General features: G+C 63.3%; 16 protein-coding genes. 8 read left to right on the top strand and 8 right to left on the bottom strand.

Annotated features, from left to right (window positions below; translation table 11 throughout):
• From FY112_RS38070 to fhuB, 4 genes are all read left to right on the top strand, one after another.
• A partial coding sequence (locus FY112_RS38070; RefSeq protein ID WP_246700752.1) for a TonB-dependent receptor occupies positions 1–978 on the top strand: 978 nt, incomplete at its 5' end.
• 93 nt (positions 979–1,071) lie between these two features.
• Entirely contained in the window at positions 1,072–1,851 is a 780-nt protein-coding gene (locus FY112_RS26915; RefSeq protein WP_151519685.1) for an ATP-binding cassette domain-containing protein, read from the top strand.
• Positions 1,852–1,854: 3 nt separating this feature from the next.
• The gene (locus FY112_RS26910) at positions 1,855–2,739 is read left to right on the top strand and encodes an ABC transporter substrate-binding protein (RefSeq protein ID WP_151519684.1); all 885 of its coding nucleotides are present in this window, start codon (positions 1,855–1,857) and stop codon (positions 2,737–2,739) included.
• Positions 2,732–4,720 (top strand): Fe(3+)-hydroxamate ABC transporter permease FhuB, encoded by a 1,989-nt coding sequence (gene fhuB / locus FY112_RS26905; protein WP_151519695.1) that lies wholly within the window; start codon positions 2,732–2,734, stop codon positions 4,718–4,720. The genes FY112_RS26910 and fhuB overlap by 8 nt, the downstream gene beginning before the upstream one ends.
• A 26-nt stretch (positions 4,721–4,746) precedes the next feature.
• On the opposite strand, the gene mmsB is transcribed toward fhuB, so the two are convergent.
• The 7 genes from mmsB to FY112_RS26870 form a co-directional block, all read right to left on the bottom strand.
• Positions 4,747–5,628, bottom strand: a complete 882-nt coding sequence (mmsB, locus tag FY112_RS26900) for a 3-hydroxyisobutyrate dehydrogenase (protein ID WP_094088668.1) — start codon at positions 5,626–5,628, stop codon at positions 4,747–4,749.
• A 9-nt stretch (positions 5,629–5,637) separates the two neighbouring features.
• Positions 5,638–7,233 (bottom strand): GMC family oxidoreductase N-terminal domain-containing protein, encoded by a 1,596-nt coding sequence (locus tag FY112_RS26895; RefSeq protein WP_026158391.1) that lies wholly within the window; start codon positions 7,231–7,233, stop codon positions 5,638–5,640.
• A gap of 135 nt (positions 7,234–7,368) precedes the next feature.
• A complete protein-coding gene (locus FY112_RS26890; protein ID WP_017958011.1) occupies positions 7,369–8,358 on the bottom strand; it encodes a branched-chain amino acid ABC transporter permease in 990 nt (329 codons plus the stop codon).
• A 1-nt stretch (position 8,359) separates the two neighbouring features.
• On the bottom strand, positions 8,360–9,247 hold the full coding sequence (locus FY112_RS26885) for a branched-chain amino acid ABC transporter permease (RefSeq protein ID WP_017958010.1): 888 nt from the start codon (positions 9,245–9,247) through the stop codon (positions 8,360–8,362).
• A gap of 4 nt (positions 9,248–9,251) precedes the next feature.
• Positions 9,252–9,953, bottom strand: a complete 702-nt coding sequence (locus tag FY112_RS26880; protein ID WP_065283788.1) for an ABC transporter ATP-binding protein — start codon at positions 9,951–9,953, stop codon at positions 9,252–9,254.
• Entirely contained in the window at positions 9,953–10,735 is a 783-nt protein-coding gene (locus FY112_RS26875; RefSeq protein WP_017958008.1) for an ABC transporter ATP-binding protein, read from the bottom strand. Before FY112_RS26875 ends, FY112_RS26880 begins: the two co-directional genes overlap by 1 nt.
• 5 nt (positions 10,736–10,740) lie before the next feature.
• The gene (locus FY112_RS26870) at positions 10,741–11,946 is read right to left on the bottom strand and encodes an ABC transporter substrate-binding protein (protein ID WP_077980144.1); all 1,206 of its coding nucleotides are present in this window, start codon (positions 11,944–11,946) and stop codon (positions 10,741–10,743) included.
• Positions 11,947–12,120: 174 nt separating this feature from the next.
• Here FY112_RS26870 and FY112_RS26865 point away from each other — a divergent pair, with 174 nt between their 5' ends.
• Positions 12,121–13,074 (top strand): LysR family transcriptional regulator, encoded by a 954-nt coding sequence (locus tag FY112_RS26865; protein ID WP_017958006.1) that lies wholly within the window; start codon positions 12,121–12,123, stop codon positions 13,072–13,074.
• On the opposite strand, the gene FY112_RS26860 is transcribed toward FY112_RS26865, so the two are convergent.
• Positions 13,075–13,413: a cupin domain-containing protein gene (locus tag FY112_RS26860; protein WP_151519683.1), complete on the bottom strand. Its 339-nt coding sequence runs from the start codon at positions 13,411–13,413 to the stop codon at positions 13,075–13,077.
• A 174-nt stretch (positions 13,414–13,587) separates the two neighbouring features.
• Here FY112_RS26860 and FY112_RS26855 point away from each other — a divergent pair, with 174 nt between their 5' ends.
• The 3 genes from FY112_RS26855 to FY112_RS26845 form a co-directional block, all read left to right on the top strand.
• Positions 13,588–14,775, top strand: a complete 1,188-nt coding sequence (locus FY112_RS26855) for an acyl-CoA dehydrogenase (protein WP_017958004.1) — start codon at positions 13,588–13,590, stop codon at positions 14,773–14,775.
• A 296-nt stretch (positions 14,776–15,071) separates the two neighbouring features.
• Positions 15,072–15,533 (top strand): DUF4126 family protein, encoded by a 462-nt coding sequence (locus FY112_RS26850; RefSeq protein WP_017958003.1) that lies wholly within the window; start codon positions 15,072–15,074, stop codon positions 15,531–15,533.
• A partial coding sequence (locus FY112_RS26845; protein WP_246700751.1) for an FAD-dependent oxidoreductase occupies positions 15,530–16,384 on the top strand: 855 nt, incomplete at its 3' end. The genes FY112_RS26850 and FY112_RS26845, both read left to right, overlap by 4 nt.

Genomic DNA, 16,384 nt, shown 5'->3' with positions numbered 1-16,384 from the left:
CTCGACTACACCTATTACCGCCTGGAAAATTGGCAGGCCTGCTGCGGCTCCAATTCGATCAGCGCAACCGATCCCATCTATGGCACGACACAGGGCGCCAATTTCGTCTATGCGGACGGCGTCGTCACCAAGAACCAGATCGGTGTCTACGCCCAGGATCGGATCCATTTCGGCGATGGCTGGCTGCTGACGCTCAACGGCCGCTACGACTATGTCGATATCGACCAGGACGCCGTAATCGGCACGACCTACAGTACCAACGACAGCGCGCTCAGCGGCCGCATCGGCCTTGCCTATGAGTTCGACAACGGCATGACGCCCTATGTCAGTGCCGCGACTTTCTTCAACCCGCTCGTCGGCACCGGTGTTTCCGGCGCGTTAAAGCCGGAAGAGGGCGAGCAGTTCGAAGGCGGCATCAAGTATGAGCCGGCCTTCATCGACGGCTCGCTGACCGCCTCGGTCTTCCACATCACCAAGCGCAACAACACGGTGACCAATCCGCTGACCTTCGCCCAGAGCCAGCTCGGCGAGGTGGTTTCGCGCGGCGCTGAACTCGAAGGCAAGGTCAATATCAACGAGAACTGGAAGGTTCTCGCATCGCTCGCCTATACCGACATGGAGGTGATGGAGAACGACGCCAATCCGGCGCTGGTCGGCAATTCACCCTATATCGTCCCGAAGATGACCGCCTCTCTCTGGGTCGACTACACGCTGACGACAGGGGCTTTCGAGGGCATGAGCCTTGGCGCCGGCGTCCGCCATCAGGGCTGGTCCTGGGCCGATGAGGCCAATACCGAGAAGGTGCCCGCCGCCACGTTCGTCGACGCTGCGATCCGTTACGAGAAGGAAAACTGGGGGGCCTCGCTCAATGTCGCGAACCTCTTCGACAAGGCATACGTCAAGGGTTGCGGCGGGCTGACCGTCTGCGGTTACGGCGATGCCCGTACCGTCACCTTCAAGCTCAGCAGGAAGTGGTAAGTTGACATCTTAGTTTAGTTTTGCAGGAACCTGTGGGGAAAGGGAGGGCCTGCCCTCCCGAACCCGTTTGCAGCGCCGAACCTGGAGCAGACCATGCCCTCGCCTTTCCTTGCCCTGTCGGCGATAGATTATGCCATCGGGCCGAAATCTATCCTGTCCGGCATCGACCTGACGCTTGAACGCGGCCGCATTTACGGACTGGTGGGGCCGAACGGTTCCGGCAAGAGCACGCTTTTGAAGATCGTCGCCCGCCAGGTCGCGCCGAAATCCGGCGCCATCTCCTTCGACGGCAAGCCGGCGGGTGACTGGGGCAGCCGGGCCTTTGCCCGGCACGTCGCCTACATGCCGCAATTCACGCCGGCGACCGACGGGATGACCGTGCGGGAACTTGTGGCGCTCGGCCGTTTTCCCTGGCACGGCACGCTTGGCCGCTTCACCTCAACGGATCGCAACATGGTCGAGGAGGCGATCGTCCGCACCGAGCTCGAGGAATTTGCCGATCGTCTCGTCGCCAGCATGTCCGGCGGCGAACGCCAGCGCGCCTGGATCGCCATGATGCTCGCCCAGGACGCCCGCTGCCTGCTGCTCGACGAGCCGACGTCGGCTCTCGACCTCGCCCATCAGGCCAGCGTTCTCTCGCTGGTCAAGGAACTCAGCCATGAACGCGGGCTGACCGTCATCATCGTGTTGCACGATATCAACCTCGCCGCGCGCTATTGCGACGCGATCATCGCGCTCAACCGCGGCCGGATCACTGCCGAGGGCACGCCCTCCGAGATCATGCAGGCCGACACGCTGCAGTCGATCTTCGGCGTCGGCATGGGCGTCTTCCCCCATCCGGTTCGAAACGAGCCGGTCAGCTATTTGTTGTAGGCCATGGCTTTTTTGGCGTTCTTCTCCCGCAGGCAGTTTCTGGCCAGTGCGGCGGCTTCGCTCTCCACCCGCGCGCGCGTGCGGGCGGCGGAGAGCTCGCGCGTCGCGACGCTCGACTGGGCGCTGCTCGAAACCCTGCTGGCAATCGGGGCGAACGTCGTTGCGGCAACAGAGTTGCGGCAATTCCGCGAGGTAGCGGTCACGCCTGACGTGCCCGCTACGACCGCCGATCTCGGCCTGCGCGGCACGCCGAATTTCGAGGTGCTGCGGTTTGCACGGCCGGACCTGATCTTCAATTCGAACTTCTATGCCTGGGCAGACGAACGCATGCGCGGGGTCGCACCGGTCGAGAGCCATTCGATCTACAAACCCGGTGAAAGCCCCTTCGCGCTGGCCGAACAGGCCACACTTGCAATCGGCGAGCGTCTGCAGCTTGCCGCTGCCAGACAGTTGACCGAAGAGCTTGCAGCCAGGCTCGACCGCTACCGAGCTCTCCTTGCCGCCGGCGACGGGCGGCCGGTGATCCCGATCAATCTTGGCGATGCCAGGCATTTCCGCGTCTTCGGCTCCGACAGCATGTTCGGCGAGGTGCTGAAACGCGTCGGCCTCACCAATGCCTGGCGGGCTCAGACCAGCTACTCGGCCGCAGCCCCCGTCGGCATCGAGATATTGGCATCGATGCCTGACGCCTGGATCGTGATGATCCCGCCACAGCCGGCCGATGCACTCGCCGCGCTCGCGACCAGCAGCTTCTGGAATGCGTTGCCGGCTGTGCGCGAAAAACGCGTGCTGATGCTCGGTTCGATCAATCCCTACGGCGCACTGCCGGCGGCCGGCCGCTTTGCCGATCTTCTGGCGGAGGGGCTTCAACATGCATGGAATGGTTAGCCGCGCCAAGCCCGTAGGAAGCACCGGCGCGCCCGTCTTCGCGATATTACTGCCCCTACTCTGCATTGCGGCCTTCGCACTCCTCATCGTAACGCGTCCTGAGGTTCCGCACGGCGATGCCGACGCAGCCATGCTGAACGGGGTGCTGCTCTGGAACAGCATCATGCCCCGCGCCATGCTGGCATTGATCGCCGGCGCGGCACTCGGCCTTTCCGGCACATTGCTGCAGCGTGTCCTGCGCAATCCGATCGCCGATGCTTCCACGCTCGGCATTGCCTCCGGGGCGGAACTGGCAATGACGGCGGCAACGGGCTTCTCGCCCCTGCTCATCGGATTTTCGCGCGAGATGGCCGCTTTCGGCGGCGGACTCGCGGCTGTCGCCATTGTGCTGGCTTTGAGCTGGCGGCGCGGGCTCGATCCGGTAACCGTGGCACTCTCCGGCCTGATCGTCAGCCTGATCGCCTCGGCCCTCAGCGTCACGCTGATCCTGTCGCGCGGCGAATATGCCATGTCGATCCATATCTGGGGCGCCGGTTCGCTCAGTCAGCAGGATTGGAACGGCGTGCTCTCGCTCAGGCCCCGGCTTATCCTCGGTTTTGCCGCCGCTCTTCTCCTGGTGCGGCCGCTCCGCATCCTTGCCCTCGACGACAGCGGTGCCAGGAGCCTCGGCCTTGCCCTGCATTCGACCCGCCTGGCGATCGTCGCGCTCGCCGTCTGGCTTGCCGCCTCGGTGATATCAGAGGTCGGCGTGATCGGTTTCGTCGGGCTCGCAGCCCCGGCGATCGCAAGGCTTGCCGGCGCGCGCAGCACCGGCAAGCTGATGCTGACAGCGCCGCTGACCGGCGCCGGCCTGCTCTTCCTGACCGATTGCCTCACCCAGATCCTCGGCCCCGGTTTCACCGATCTCGCGCCGACCGGCGCCGCAACCGCGCTGCTCGGCGGCCCGCTGCTGCTCTTCCTGCTGCCGCGAGTGCATTCCGTTTCCGCCGTTGCCGCTCAGTCGGCTGCATCGCTGAACAGGCTCGCCAAGCCGCTTCTGGCCCTTGGCGCGCTCTTTATTGCCCTCGCCCTGATCTTTGCCGTCGTCCTTACCCTCGGCCCGGCCGAGGACGGCTGGCATGTCGCAACCGGCTCGCTCTTGACCGATCTCCTGCCCTTCCGACTGCCGCGAACGATCGTCGCGGCTGGGGCCGGCGCCATGCTGGCGGCAGCCGGCTTCATCATGCAGCGCGTCACCGGCAATCCGATCGCCAGCCCCGAAGTCCTGGGCGTCAGCAGCGGCGCCGGTGCGGGTCTGACCGTGGCGCTCTTCCTCTTCGGCTTCCCCTCGCCCATCATCATGCTGCTTGCCATGGCGCTCGGCGCGCTGACCGCCTTCCTTGCGATGATCGCCATATCAGCCCGCGCCCAATTCTCGCCGGAACGCATGCTGCTGGCCGGCGTCGGCATCGGCGCCTTTGCCATGGCGATCGTGACGATGGTGCTCGCCCAGGGCGATATGCGCGGCTATATCCTGCTCACCTGGCTTTCCGGCTCGACCAACCGCGCCGGCGCCTTCGAAGCCTGGACGGCCATCATCTCGCTCGTCGTGCTGACAGCGCCCCTGCCCTTCCTCAGCCGCTGGCTGACGATCCTGCCGCTTGGCGCCGGCCCCAGCCGCGCTGCCGGCCTTCATGTCGGGGCAAGCCGACTGGCGCTTGCCGTCCTCGCCGCGCTGATGACGGCGATCGCCTCCTTCCTGGTCGGGCCGCTCAGCCTCGCCGGCCTGATTGCGCCGCATCTTGCCCGCCTTGCCGGCTTCCGCGCCCCGGGCCACCAGCTGACAGCGAGCCTTCTCTTCGGCGCCGGCGTGCTGATGGCGGCGGACTGGCTGTCGCGCGTCGTCATCTACCCCTACCAGGTGCCGGTCGGCCTCTTCGCAGCGCTGATCGGCGGCCCCTATCTCATCTGGCTGCTTTCGCGAAAGGAGGTTCAGCAATGATGGCTGAGCGGTTCACGGCGTGCTGCTTACGCCTTCTCGCGGAACATCTCGATGATCGCGGAAAAGTCCCTCCCCCCATGTCCTAGCTTCTCGAAGAGCGCATAAAGCTGCGCTGCTTCCGCGCCGAGTGGCGTGGAGGCGCCGCTCGCCAGCGCCGCTTCCTGTGAAAGCCTCAAATCCTTCAGCATCAGAGCCGCGGCAAAGCCTGGCTTGTAGTCATTGTTCGCCGGCGAGGTCGGCACCGGTCCGGGCACCGGACAATAGGTGTTGATCGACCAGCACTGGCCCGACGAGGTCGATGCGACGTCGAACAGCGCCTGATGCGAGAGGCCGAGCTTTTCGGCGAGCACGAAGGCTTCACAGACGCCGACCATCGAGATGCCTAATATCATGTTGTTGCAGATCTTCGCTGCCTGGCCGGCGCCGGCCTCGCCGCAATGGACGATCTTCTTTCCCATAGCCTCGAGGATTGGTTTTGCCTTGGCGAAGGCGTCTTCCGAGCCGCCGGCCATGAAGGTCAGCGTGCCCGCGGTCGCCCCGCCCGTGCCGCCGGAGACCGGGGCGTCGAGCGACAGGCAGCTGGCGGCCTTGGCCATCTCATGCGCCTTGCGACTGCTTTCGACATCGATGGTCGAGCAATCGATGACCAGCGTGCCTTGCGCGGCGGACTGCAGGATATCGGTCCAGGCCGTCAGCACGTGTCTGCCCTGCGGCAGCATGGTGATGATGATCTCCGCGTCCTTGACCGCCTGGCTGGCATGGCTTGCCGGCTTGACGCCGCTCTCCTCGGCAGCCTTCAGCACCGAAGCCGCGAGGTCGAAACCGAAAATCTCGTGACCTGATTTGACCAGATTGGCGGCCATCGGTCCACCCATGTTGCCGAGGCCGATGAATGCGATCCTTGCCATGATCTTCTCCTATCGATTGTCTTCGAGGATCATCGCAGCCGCCTTTTCGGCGATCATGATGGTCGGCGAATTGGTGTTGCCCGAGGTGATCGACGGCATCACGGAGGCGTCAGCGATCCTGAGCTTGCCGAGCGCCCGAAGCCTCAGCCTGGGATCGACAACGCTGTCCCTGTCGGCGCCCATGCGGCAGGTGCCGACGGGATGAAAGATCGTCGTGCCGATCTCGCCCGCCGCCCGCTCCAGATCGGCCTCCGTCTGATAGGCAGGCCCCGGCTTGAATTCCTCCGGCCTGTAACGAGCAAACGAAGGCTGCGCGACGATCCTGCGCGTCAACCGTATTGAACGAACAGCTATGTCACGATCGCGCTGCGTCGAGAGGTATTTCGGGCTGATCGTCGGCTGGGCGGCAAAATCGGGGCTCGACAGATGCACCGAACCGCGGCTTTCCGGCCTGAGATTGCAGACGCTCGCGGTGATCGCCGGAAAAGGATGAACGGGATCGCCGAACTTTTCCAGCGAGACCGGCTGCACATGATATTGCAGGTCGGGCGTTTCCCGGTCCGGACCCGATCGGGTGAAGATGCCGAGTTGGCTCGGCGCCATCGCCATCGGTCCGGAGCGGCGGACGAGATATTCGAGCCCGATCGCCGCCTTGCCGATCAGCTTCGTCGCCTTCTCGTTCAACGTCGGAACCCCCGTCACCTTATAGGCCAGACGCAGTTGCAGATGGTCTTGCAGGTTCTCCCCGACACCCTTGACCTCGGTGACGACCTCGACGCCCGCATGTCTGAGAACCTCCCCCTTGCCGATCCCCGACAGTTCCAGGACATGCGGCGAGCCGATAGAACCGGCTGATAGGACGGTTTCTTTGGCGGCATAGGCGCGTTTTGCCACGCCACGATGTTGGAACTCGACGCCGGCAACGGCGCCTTCCTCCACCAGCAGCCGCCGGACCTGCGCCTTGGTGAGCACGGTGAGGTTGGAGCGCCTCATCGCCGGCCGCAGGAAGGCCTTCGACGTGTTCCAGCGAATGCCGGAGCGCTGGTTGACGTCGAAATAGCCGGAGCCCTCGTTGCTGCCGCGGTTGAAATCCGCGGTTTCCGGAATGCCGGCTTCCCGGGCCGCTTGCTGGAAGGCATCGAGCACCGCCCAGCGCACGCGCGCCTTCTCGATGCGCCATTCGCCGCCGGCACCATGCATCTCGTCTTCGCCGCGATAAAAGTCCTCGGACTTACGGAAGAAGGGCAGAACATCATCCCAGCCCCAGCCGCTGCAGCCCATCTGCCGCCAGAGGTCGTAATCGCGCGCCTGGCCACGCATGTAGATCATGCCGTTGATCGATGAACAGCCGCCGAGAACCTTACCGCGCGGATAGCTCAGCGCCCGGCCGTTCAACCCTGCTTCCGGCGCAGTGGTGAAGCACCAGTCGGTGCGCGGATTGTTGATGCAATAGAGATAACCAACCGGAATATGGATCCAGTGATAGTTGTCGCTGCCGCCGGCTTCGAGCAGCAGCACCCGGCTCCGGCCATCGGCAGACAGCCGGTTGGCGAGCACGCAGCCGGCGCTGCCTGCCCCGATGATGATGTAGTCGTAACGATCCATGCCCCGCACGAGACTCCAGATGCTTGCCGCTTCCCCCTCCCCGCAGCACGGGGAGAGGAAGAGTCGCAGCGCCGCCGCCCGTCTCTTTTCCCGGAATAGAGGGTTTCTTTCCCGAGAAGAGAGAGGCCCGCCCGTTCAGCGGCGATAGACGAAGCCCAGTTTCCGCCCTAGCCGCGAGGCGTAGAATTCGCCGATGATGCCGCGGCGGAAGATCAGCACGCAGACCATGAAGACGATGCCGGTGATGATCGTCACCGGGAATTCCGAGGTGGCGAGGTAATTTTCCAGCACCACCACCAGCCCGGCGCCGAAGAGCGGGCCGATCAGCGTGCCGATGCCGCCGAGCAGCGTCATCAGGATCACCTCGCCCGACATCTGCCAGCCAACGTCGGTCAGCGTCGCGAACTGGAAAACGATCGATTTCACCGCGCCCGCGAGCCCTGCAAGCGCCGCCGACATGACGAAGGCGCCGAGCTTGTAGCGCGCTACGGAATAACCGAGCGAGATCGCCCGTTGTTCGTTCTCGCGGATCGATTTGAGGATCATGCCGAAGGGCGAATTAATAAAGCGCCAGATGATCAGGATGCCGACGAGAAAGACGGCCAGCACGAAATAATACATGTTGATCGAGATGTTCAGATCGATGAAGCCGAAGAGGTGGCCGCGCGGCACCGACTGAATGCCGTCCTCGCCTTCGGTGAATTCCGCCTGCAGGCAGAAGAAGAAGAACATCTGCGACAGCGCCAGCGTGATCATCGCGAAATAGATGCCTTGGCGGCGGATGGCGAAGAAGCCCATGACGAGCCCGAGAAACGCCGCACCCGCCACGCCGATCAGGATGCCGAGTTCCGGCGGCAGGCCCCATTCCTTCACCGTATAGGCGGTGAAATAGGCAGCTCCGCCGAAGAAGGTGGCATGGCCGAAGGACAGCAGGCCGGTATAGCCGAGCAGCAGGTTGAAGGCACAAGCAAAGAGCGCGAAGCAGAGCAGCTTCATCAGGAAGATCGGATAGAAAAAGAACGGCGCCAGCAGCAGGAGCAGCAGCCCGGCGAGCAGGAAACCCGCCTGCACCGAAAGGGCGGTCCGGCTTTTGTCCGTTCGGATGGTTTCGGTGATGTCAGCCATGTCAAGCATCCCGTCCGAAGAGGCCCGCGGGCCTGATAAGAAGCACGATCGCCATGATGACGAAGATCACGATGTTGGACGCCTCGGGATAGAAGACCTTGGTCAGGCCCTCGGCAATGCCGAGCACATAACCGGTGATTATAGCGCCCATGATCGATCCCATGCCGCCGACGACGACCACGGCGAAGACGACGATGATCATGTTCGAGCCCATCAGCGGCGAGACCTGGTAGATCGGCGCCGCCAGCACGCCGGCAAAGGCGGCAAGGCCGGCGCCGAGCGCGTAGGTGAACGTCAACAGCACCGGCACGTTGACGCCGAAGACCTGCACCAGCACGGCGTTTTCAGTGGCCGCCCTGAGATAGGCGCCGAGCTTGGTCTTCTCGATCAGTAGCCATGTGCCGAGGCAGACGACGAGCGAGACGACCACCACCCAGCCGCGATAGATCGGCAGGAACATGAAGCCGAGGTTGGCCCCGCCGGCAAGGGCCGCCGGCGTTGCATAGGGCTGGCCGGAAGAGCCATAGAGATAGCGGAAGGTGCCCTCGACCGAGAGCGCCAGCCCGAAGGTGAAGAGCAGGCCGTAGAGCGGATCGAGATCGTAGAGCCGGCGCAGGAACAGCCGCTCGATGATTGCACCGGCAAGGCCGACGATAACGGGCGCCAGGATCAATGACGGCCAGTAGCCGATGCCGGCATAAGTCAGCAGCAGATAGGCGACAAAGGCGCCGAGCATATATTGCGCGCCATGGGCGAAGTTGATTACCCGGAGCAGGCCGAAGATGATGGCGAGGCCGAGGCTGAGCAGCGCATAGAACGAGCCGTTGATCAGGCCGATCAGCAGCTGGCCGAACAGCGCCTGCAGGGGAATGCCGAAGATCATCGTCATCTGGTCACACTCCCAGGACCTTGTGCAGCGTATCCATACGCTGCGGCAGTTCACCGACCGGGAATTCCGACACCATCTGCCCATGATCCATCAGATAGAAGCGATCGGCAATACGGCTGGCGAAACGGAAATTCTGCTCGACGAGCAGGATTGTCATGCCGCGTCCTTTCAGCGTCTGCAGCACCTCGCCGATACGCTGGACGATAACGGGGGCAAGCCCCTCCGTCGGTTCGTCGAGAATAAGCAGCCTGACGCCGGTGCGCAGGATTCGGGCGATCGCCAGCATCTGCTGCTCGCCGCCGGATAGCTTGGTGCCCGGGCTGCCGCGGCGCTCGTAAAGGTTCGGGAAGAGCTCGTAGATCTCGTCGAGGGTCATGCCGCCCCCTGCCACGACAGGCGGCAGCAGCAGGTTTTCCGAAACGGTCAGCGTCGAGAAGATGCCGCGCTCCTCCGGCACGAAGCCGATGCCCCGATGCGCCGTCTTGTGCAGCGGCACCTGCATCATATCGCTGCCGTCAAAACTGATCTTGCCCTTCCGGGCCCGCACGATGCCGGTGATGGTGCGCAGCGTCGTCGTCTTGCCGACGCCGTTACGGCCGAGAATCGTGATCGTCTCGCCTTCGGCCACGCGCATGTCGACGCCGTGCAGGACATGGCTTTCGCCGTACCAGGCATTGAGCCCCTGGACTTCGAGGAGAGTGGCCATCAATGCTCCTCCGTGCCCATATAGGCCACACGCACGCGCTCGTCCTGGCTGACAGTGGCATAGTCGCCCTCAGCGAGGATCTCGCCGCGCTGCAGCACGGTGACATGCTGGCAGATATTGGCGACGACGGAGAGATTGTGCTCGACCATCAATACGGCGCGGTCGCGGGCGACCTCGCGGATGATCGAGGAGACGACGCCGACATCCTCCTGCCCCATGCCGGCCATCGGTTCGTCGAGCAGCAGCACCTTGGGATCGAGCGCCAGTGTGGTTGCGATCTCCAGCACGCGCTTGCGGCCATAGGAAAGATCGGCGGCGATGTGATCGCGCTCCTTGGACAGCCCGACGCTGGCGAGCAATTGCTCGGCGCGCTCGTTCAGTCGGTCGAGTGCGGAAAGCGGCCGCCAGAACTGTGTGGAAAGATTGTTCGGCCGTTGCAGCGCCACACGCACATTGTCGAGCACGGTCAGATGCGGGAAAACCGCCGAGATCTGGAAGGAGCGGACCAGCCCCATGCGGGCCACCTTGTCGGGCGGCGTTTTCGTGATGTCTACGCCCATCAGCGTGATCGTGCCTGCTGTCGGCTGCAGGAACTTGGTTAGCAGGTTGAAGACCGTCGTCTTGCCGGCGCCGTTCGGGCCGATCAGCGCATGCACGCTTGCGTCATGCACATCAAGATCGACGTTCTTGACGGCCGTGAAGCCGCCGAAATCGCGGCGCAGGCCGCGGGCGGACAATACCACCCGCGGCTTTTCCTGAGTTTCAATTGCGGAAACCGCCATCGTGCTTACTTCACCAGATTGCAGCCGCTCTTGGCGGGATCGATATAGGCTTCCTTGCCGGGAATGGTGGCGAGCACGTTGAAGTAATCCCACGGCTCCTTGCTCTCGGAAGGCTTCTTGACCTGCAGCAGATACATGTCGTGGATCATGCGGCCATTGGCGCCAACCGTGCCGCCGCGGCCGAAGACGTCATCGACCGGCATTTCATGCAGCTGCTTGGCGACGGCTTCCGTTTCGTCGGTGCCGGCCTTCTGCACCGCTTTCAGATATTGCGTCACCGCCGAATAGGTGCCGGTATGGACCATGTTCGGCATCTTGCCGGTACGGGTGAAGAACTTCTTGGCAAAGGCGCGGCTTTCGTCGTCGCGGTTCCAGTAATAGCCTTCCGTCAGCGTCAGCCCCTGCGCCGCCTCGAGGCCAAGGCCATGCACTTCGGCGAGCGTGAAGAGCAGCGCCGCCAGATGCTGGCCGCCCTGGGTGATGCCGAATTCGGCCGCCTGCTTGATGGCGTTCGAGGTGTCGAGGCCGGCATTGGCAAGACCGATCACCTTGGCGCCTGATGATTGCGCCTGCAGCAGGAAGGACGAGAAGTCCTGGCTCGACAGCGGATGGCGGACGGCGCCGACGACCGTACCGCCACTCGACTTGACGTAATCGCTGGTCTGCTGCTCCAGCGAGTAGCCGAAGGCATAGTCGGCGGTCAGGAAGAACCAGCTGTCGCCGCCCTGCTTGACGAGCGCGCCGCCGGTGCCGACGGCCAGTGCATGCGTATCGTAGGCCCAATGGAAGCCATAAGGCGAGCAGGCCTTGCCGGTGAGATCCGTCGTCGCCGCACCGGTGACAATGTCGATCTTCTTCTTCTCCTTGCCGATCGCCTGCACGGCGAGCGCCACAGACGACGTCGTCAACTCCATGATCGCATCCACCTGCTCGGTATCGTACCACTGGCGGGCGATGTTGGAGGCGATATCCGCCTTGTTCTGATGGTCGGCATTGACGATCTCGACCGGCACATCAAGCACCTTGCCGCCGAAATCCTCGACTGCCATTTGGGCGGCTTCGACGGAGGACTTGCCGCCGAAATCGGCATAGACGCCCGACTGATCGTTCAGGATACCGATCTTGACCTTGCCGTCGGTCGCGCTCTGCGCGAGCACCGCAGTGCTGCTCGCAAGCAGAAATGCAACTGATGCAATGAGATTCTTACGCATATTCTCTCCTCCCAGAGATTGGCCAGATTGCGGATCTGTTCAAATTTGGCCAGTCGTCCTCCTCAGAACGACGGACCCTCACCTTACGATCACGGAAATTCCGCCCTGAGGCAACGGGTGATTTACAACTAATTCCAAACAGTATCTGTTCGTTTTTGAACAGAGAGGATCGCGATGAACAATCCACCGCAGTTTACTTGGGACGATCTGCAGTTTTTTCTAGCCGTCGCCCGCACTGGACAGCTGTCGACGGCGGCCCGCCAGCTGCGCTCCAGCCATGCCACCGTCTCACGCCGCATCGACCGACTGGAGTTCACCCTCAAGGTCAAGCTGTTCGAGCGCAATCCGCGCGGCTACGTCTTGACCGCCATGGGCACGCGCTTTGTCGAGACGGCCGAGAAGATGGAGCAGGAGACCGAGCGGCTGCGCGCCGATCTTGCCGCCGGCTCGATGGCGCAGCGCGGCCTGGTGCGGCTCAGCGCACCGGAGGGTTTTGCCAATTTCTTCTTCGCAACCGTGCTGCCGCAGTTTGCCGCCCAGCATCCGCATCTGTCGCTCGAACTGGTGACGATCCAGCAGATCATGTCACTGTCGCGCAAGGAGGCCGATCTTTCCGTCGTTCTCGACGAGCCGAAGGGCGGGGCTTATTTCGCCGAGAAGCTGACTGACTACCACCTGCAGGTCTACGGCTCGCGCGACTATCTGGCGAAGGCCGCGCCGATCACCTGCCGGGACGACCTCCTTGAGCATCCCTTCGTCAGCTATATCGAAGAAATGATCTTCGCGCCGGGCCTGGATTATCTCGGCGACGTGCATCCGCGCATCAAGCCGCAATTCCAGAGTTCCAGCATCTTCGCGCAGCTCACTGCCACCCGAAACGGCCTCGGCCTCTGCATCCTGCCCTATTTCTTCGCCAGCCGTTACCCCGAACTCGTACGCGTGCTGCCCGACGAGATCGACCTCAAGCGCCATTACTGGATCACCTGCCACCGCGACCTGAAACAGGCGCCGCGCGTGCGCGCCGTCATCGATTTCCTGCGCGAGGCGGTGCACGGCGAGGATGCGCGCTTCGTGCCGCCCTATGTCACCGCCGCCGGTCCGGCGCGCCGGGCAAAGGTGGAAACCTGATTACTTCAGGAATTCGGCCCGATGCGGAGTGAAAGTATCGATCAGCCGACCCTTTTCCAGCGCCTTGACGCCGTGGACCAGATTGGGGGGCACGATGAAGCTGCCGCCCTGTTCCAGCACCTCGGTCCGGCCATCGATCGTCACTTCGAAACTGCCTTCGGCGACGTAACTGGCCTGGATGTGCGGATGCGAATGAGCCGCACCCACCGCGCCGCTTTCGAAGGCCACTTCCACCATCATCATCTCGGGCAGATAGGTCATGATGCGCCTGACGACGCCGGGCTCGGGATTGACCCATTCGGCGCCTTCGGCCGATACGAACAGATCGCTTGACGACATTTCCGCCTCCTCGTTCCAGAATCGATCGTGGGCAAAGTGGATCATGCCGACGCTTTTGAAAAGATGGCGCGGCCTGTCTTTTCGGCTGGCGACTCTCTGTTGACGCGGTCGGCTGGCGGGTCTATGGCCAACTTGAGTGAGGCAAGCCTGAACTAAGGGTGAGGAGACGCCGCCATGCAGCATACGCGCGAGGTTTTCGACTGGGCCGATCCGTTCCGCCTGGTGGAGCAGCTGACCAGCGAAGAACGCATGGTGCAGGACACCGCCCACGCCTATGCGCAGGAAAAGCTTGCGCCCCGCGTTCTCGACGCCTTCCGCCATGAAAAGACCGATCCCGATATCTTCCGCGAAATGGGCGAACTCGGCCTGCTCGGCCCGACGATCTCGCCGGATTATGGCGGCGCCGGTCTCGGTTACGTCGCCTACGGCCTGATCGCCCGCGAGGTCGAAAAGGTCGACAGCGGTTACCGCTCGATGATGAGCGTCCAGTCCTCGCTCGTAATGGTGCCAATCGAAACCTTCGGTTCCGAGGCGCAGAAGCTGAAATACCTGCCGAAACTCGCCACCGGCGAATGGATCGGCTGCTTCGGCCTGACGGAGCCCGATCATGGCTCCGACCCCGGCTCGATGGCGGCACGCGCCAAAAAAGTCGACGGCGGCTACAGCCTGACCGGCTCGAAGACCTGGATCTCCAACGCGCCGATCGCCGATGTCTTCGTCGTCTGGGCAAAGACCGAGGACGGCCTCATCCGCGGCTTCATCCTCGAAAAGGGCTGGAAAGGACTTTCGGCGCCTGCGATACACGGCAAGGTGGGCTTACGCGCCTCGATCACCGGCGAGGTGGTGATGGACGGGGTCTTCGTGCCGGAGGAAAACCTTCTGCCTGATGTGACCGGCCTCAAGGGACCCTTCACCTGCCTCAACTCGGCCCGTTTCGGCATCGCCTGGGGCGCACTCGGTGCTGCCGAGGATTGTTATGCGAGAGCCCGGCAATATACGCTGGAGCGCAAGCAGTTCGGCCGGCCGCTTGCCGCCAACCAGCTGATCCAGAAGAAGCTCGCCGACATGGCGGCGGAGATCTCGCTCGGCCTTCAGGGCTGCCTGCGGCTTGGCCGCATGAAAGAGGAAGGCCATCCGCCGGTGGAGCTGACCTCGATCCTCAAGCGCAACAGCTGCGGCAAGGCGCTGGAGATTGCGCGGGCGGCCCGCGACATGCTCGGCGGCAACGGCATCTCCGACGAATTCGGCATCGCCCGCCATCTCGTCAACCTCGAAGTGGTCAACACCTATGAGGGCACGCACGACATCCACGCGCTGATCATCGGCCGGGCGATAACAGGCATTGCCGCCTTTGCGAACTAGCGCATCGGCCCGAAAATCGAAATCGATTTTCGGAAAGCACGAATGCGTAGATTCAAGGATGTTAGAGCGTCCTTTGTGCGTCCGAAAGGACGCACGGCGCTCTAATGCATGCCGCCCAAAAGTGTGCAGCGGTTTTGGGACAACGGCATGCATAAAACAGAGACCTAAAGCGCGTCGCATGATTGAGATTCGTTGCGACGCGCTTTAGCCCTTTGGCGCGAAAGGGCGAATTGCCACGCGCCTGACAATGTGCAACCTTCCTGACGACGTAAGCGCCGGCAAAACGGGGGTCGTGCATGTTTCTGCTTCTTGCATTGCTGATTGGTGTCATTGCCGGGCTTCGCACGATGACTGCGCCCGCCGCCGTCGCCTGGGCCGCGGCGCTTGGATGGTTTGATGTCTCGCAGACGCCGCTTGCCTTCATGGGTTACCAGTGGACACCGTGGATCTTCACGGTTCTCGCCATCGGCGAACTGATCGCCGACCAGTTGCCCTCCACGCCGTCGCGCAAGGTGCCGATGCAATTCGGCGCCCGCATCGTCTCGGGCGCGCTGGCCGGCGCCACGATCGGCGCCGCCAGCAGCCTGCTCTTCGGCGGGCTGATCGCCGGCGTGATCGGCGCCGTCATCGGCACATATGGTGGCGCCGCCGTCCGCAGCAGGCTTGCCGCCTCCTTCGGCAAGGATCTGCCGGCCGCGCTCATCGAGGATGCCGTCGCCGTCATCGGCGCGGTGCTGATCGTGGGGGCCGTCGCATGAAAAGCTTCGACGCCATCGTTATCGGCGCCGGCCAGGCCGGCCCGTTTCTTGCCGCCAGGATGGTCGAAGAGGGCATGAAGGTCGCGCTGATCGAGCGCAAATTCCTCGGCGGCACCTGCGTCAATGCCGGCTGCATGCCGACAAAGACACTGGTCGCCAGTGCCCGCGCCGCCCATGTTGCAAGAAACGGCGCCGTTTACGGCGTCAATCTCCCGGGCGAGATCGCCATCGACATGAAGGTGGTCAGGGCGCGCGCCGAAACGGTGACCATGAATGCCCGCAACGGCCTGATCGGCTGGTTCGCCGGCATGGACGGCATGACCGTGATCTACGGCCATGCCTGCTTCGAGGGCCCGAAGACCGTCAGCGTCAACGGCGAGACGCTGACCGCACCGCGCATCTTCCTCAATGTCGGCGCGCGCCCCGTCATCCCCGAGCTATCAGGCGTCAGCGATATCGATTACCTCACCAGCACCTCGATCATCCATCTCGACACGCTGCCACGGCATCTGGCCGTGATCGGCGGCAGTTATATCGGGCTGGAATTCGCGCAGATGTATCGCCGCTTCGGCGCCGAAGTCAGCGTCATCGAGCATGGTCCGAAGCTCGCGTCGCGCGAGGACGAGGATATATCCGACGCGATCGCCGATGTCCTGCGCTCGGAGGGCATCGACATTCATACCGGCGCCAGCGACATCGCCTTTACCAAGAGCAGCGACGGAATAACGGTCGCCACCGATTCAGCGAGGATCGATGCGAGCCATGTGCTGATTGCCACCGGCCGCAAGCCGAACACCGACGATCTCGGCCTCGATGCCGCCGGAGTCATCACCGACAAGCACGGCTATATC

It is taken from the genome of Rhizobium sp. PEPV16, from assembly GCF_008919455.1.
Taxonomy (GTDB): domain Bacteria; phylum Pseudomonadota; class Alphaproteobacteria; order Rhizobiales; family Rhizobiaceae; genus Rhizobium; species Rhizobium leguminosarum_Q.
Note: the sequence above shows the minus strand (reverse complement) of the source record. Positions and strands in the feature narration are given on the sequence as shown.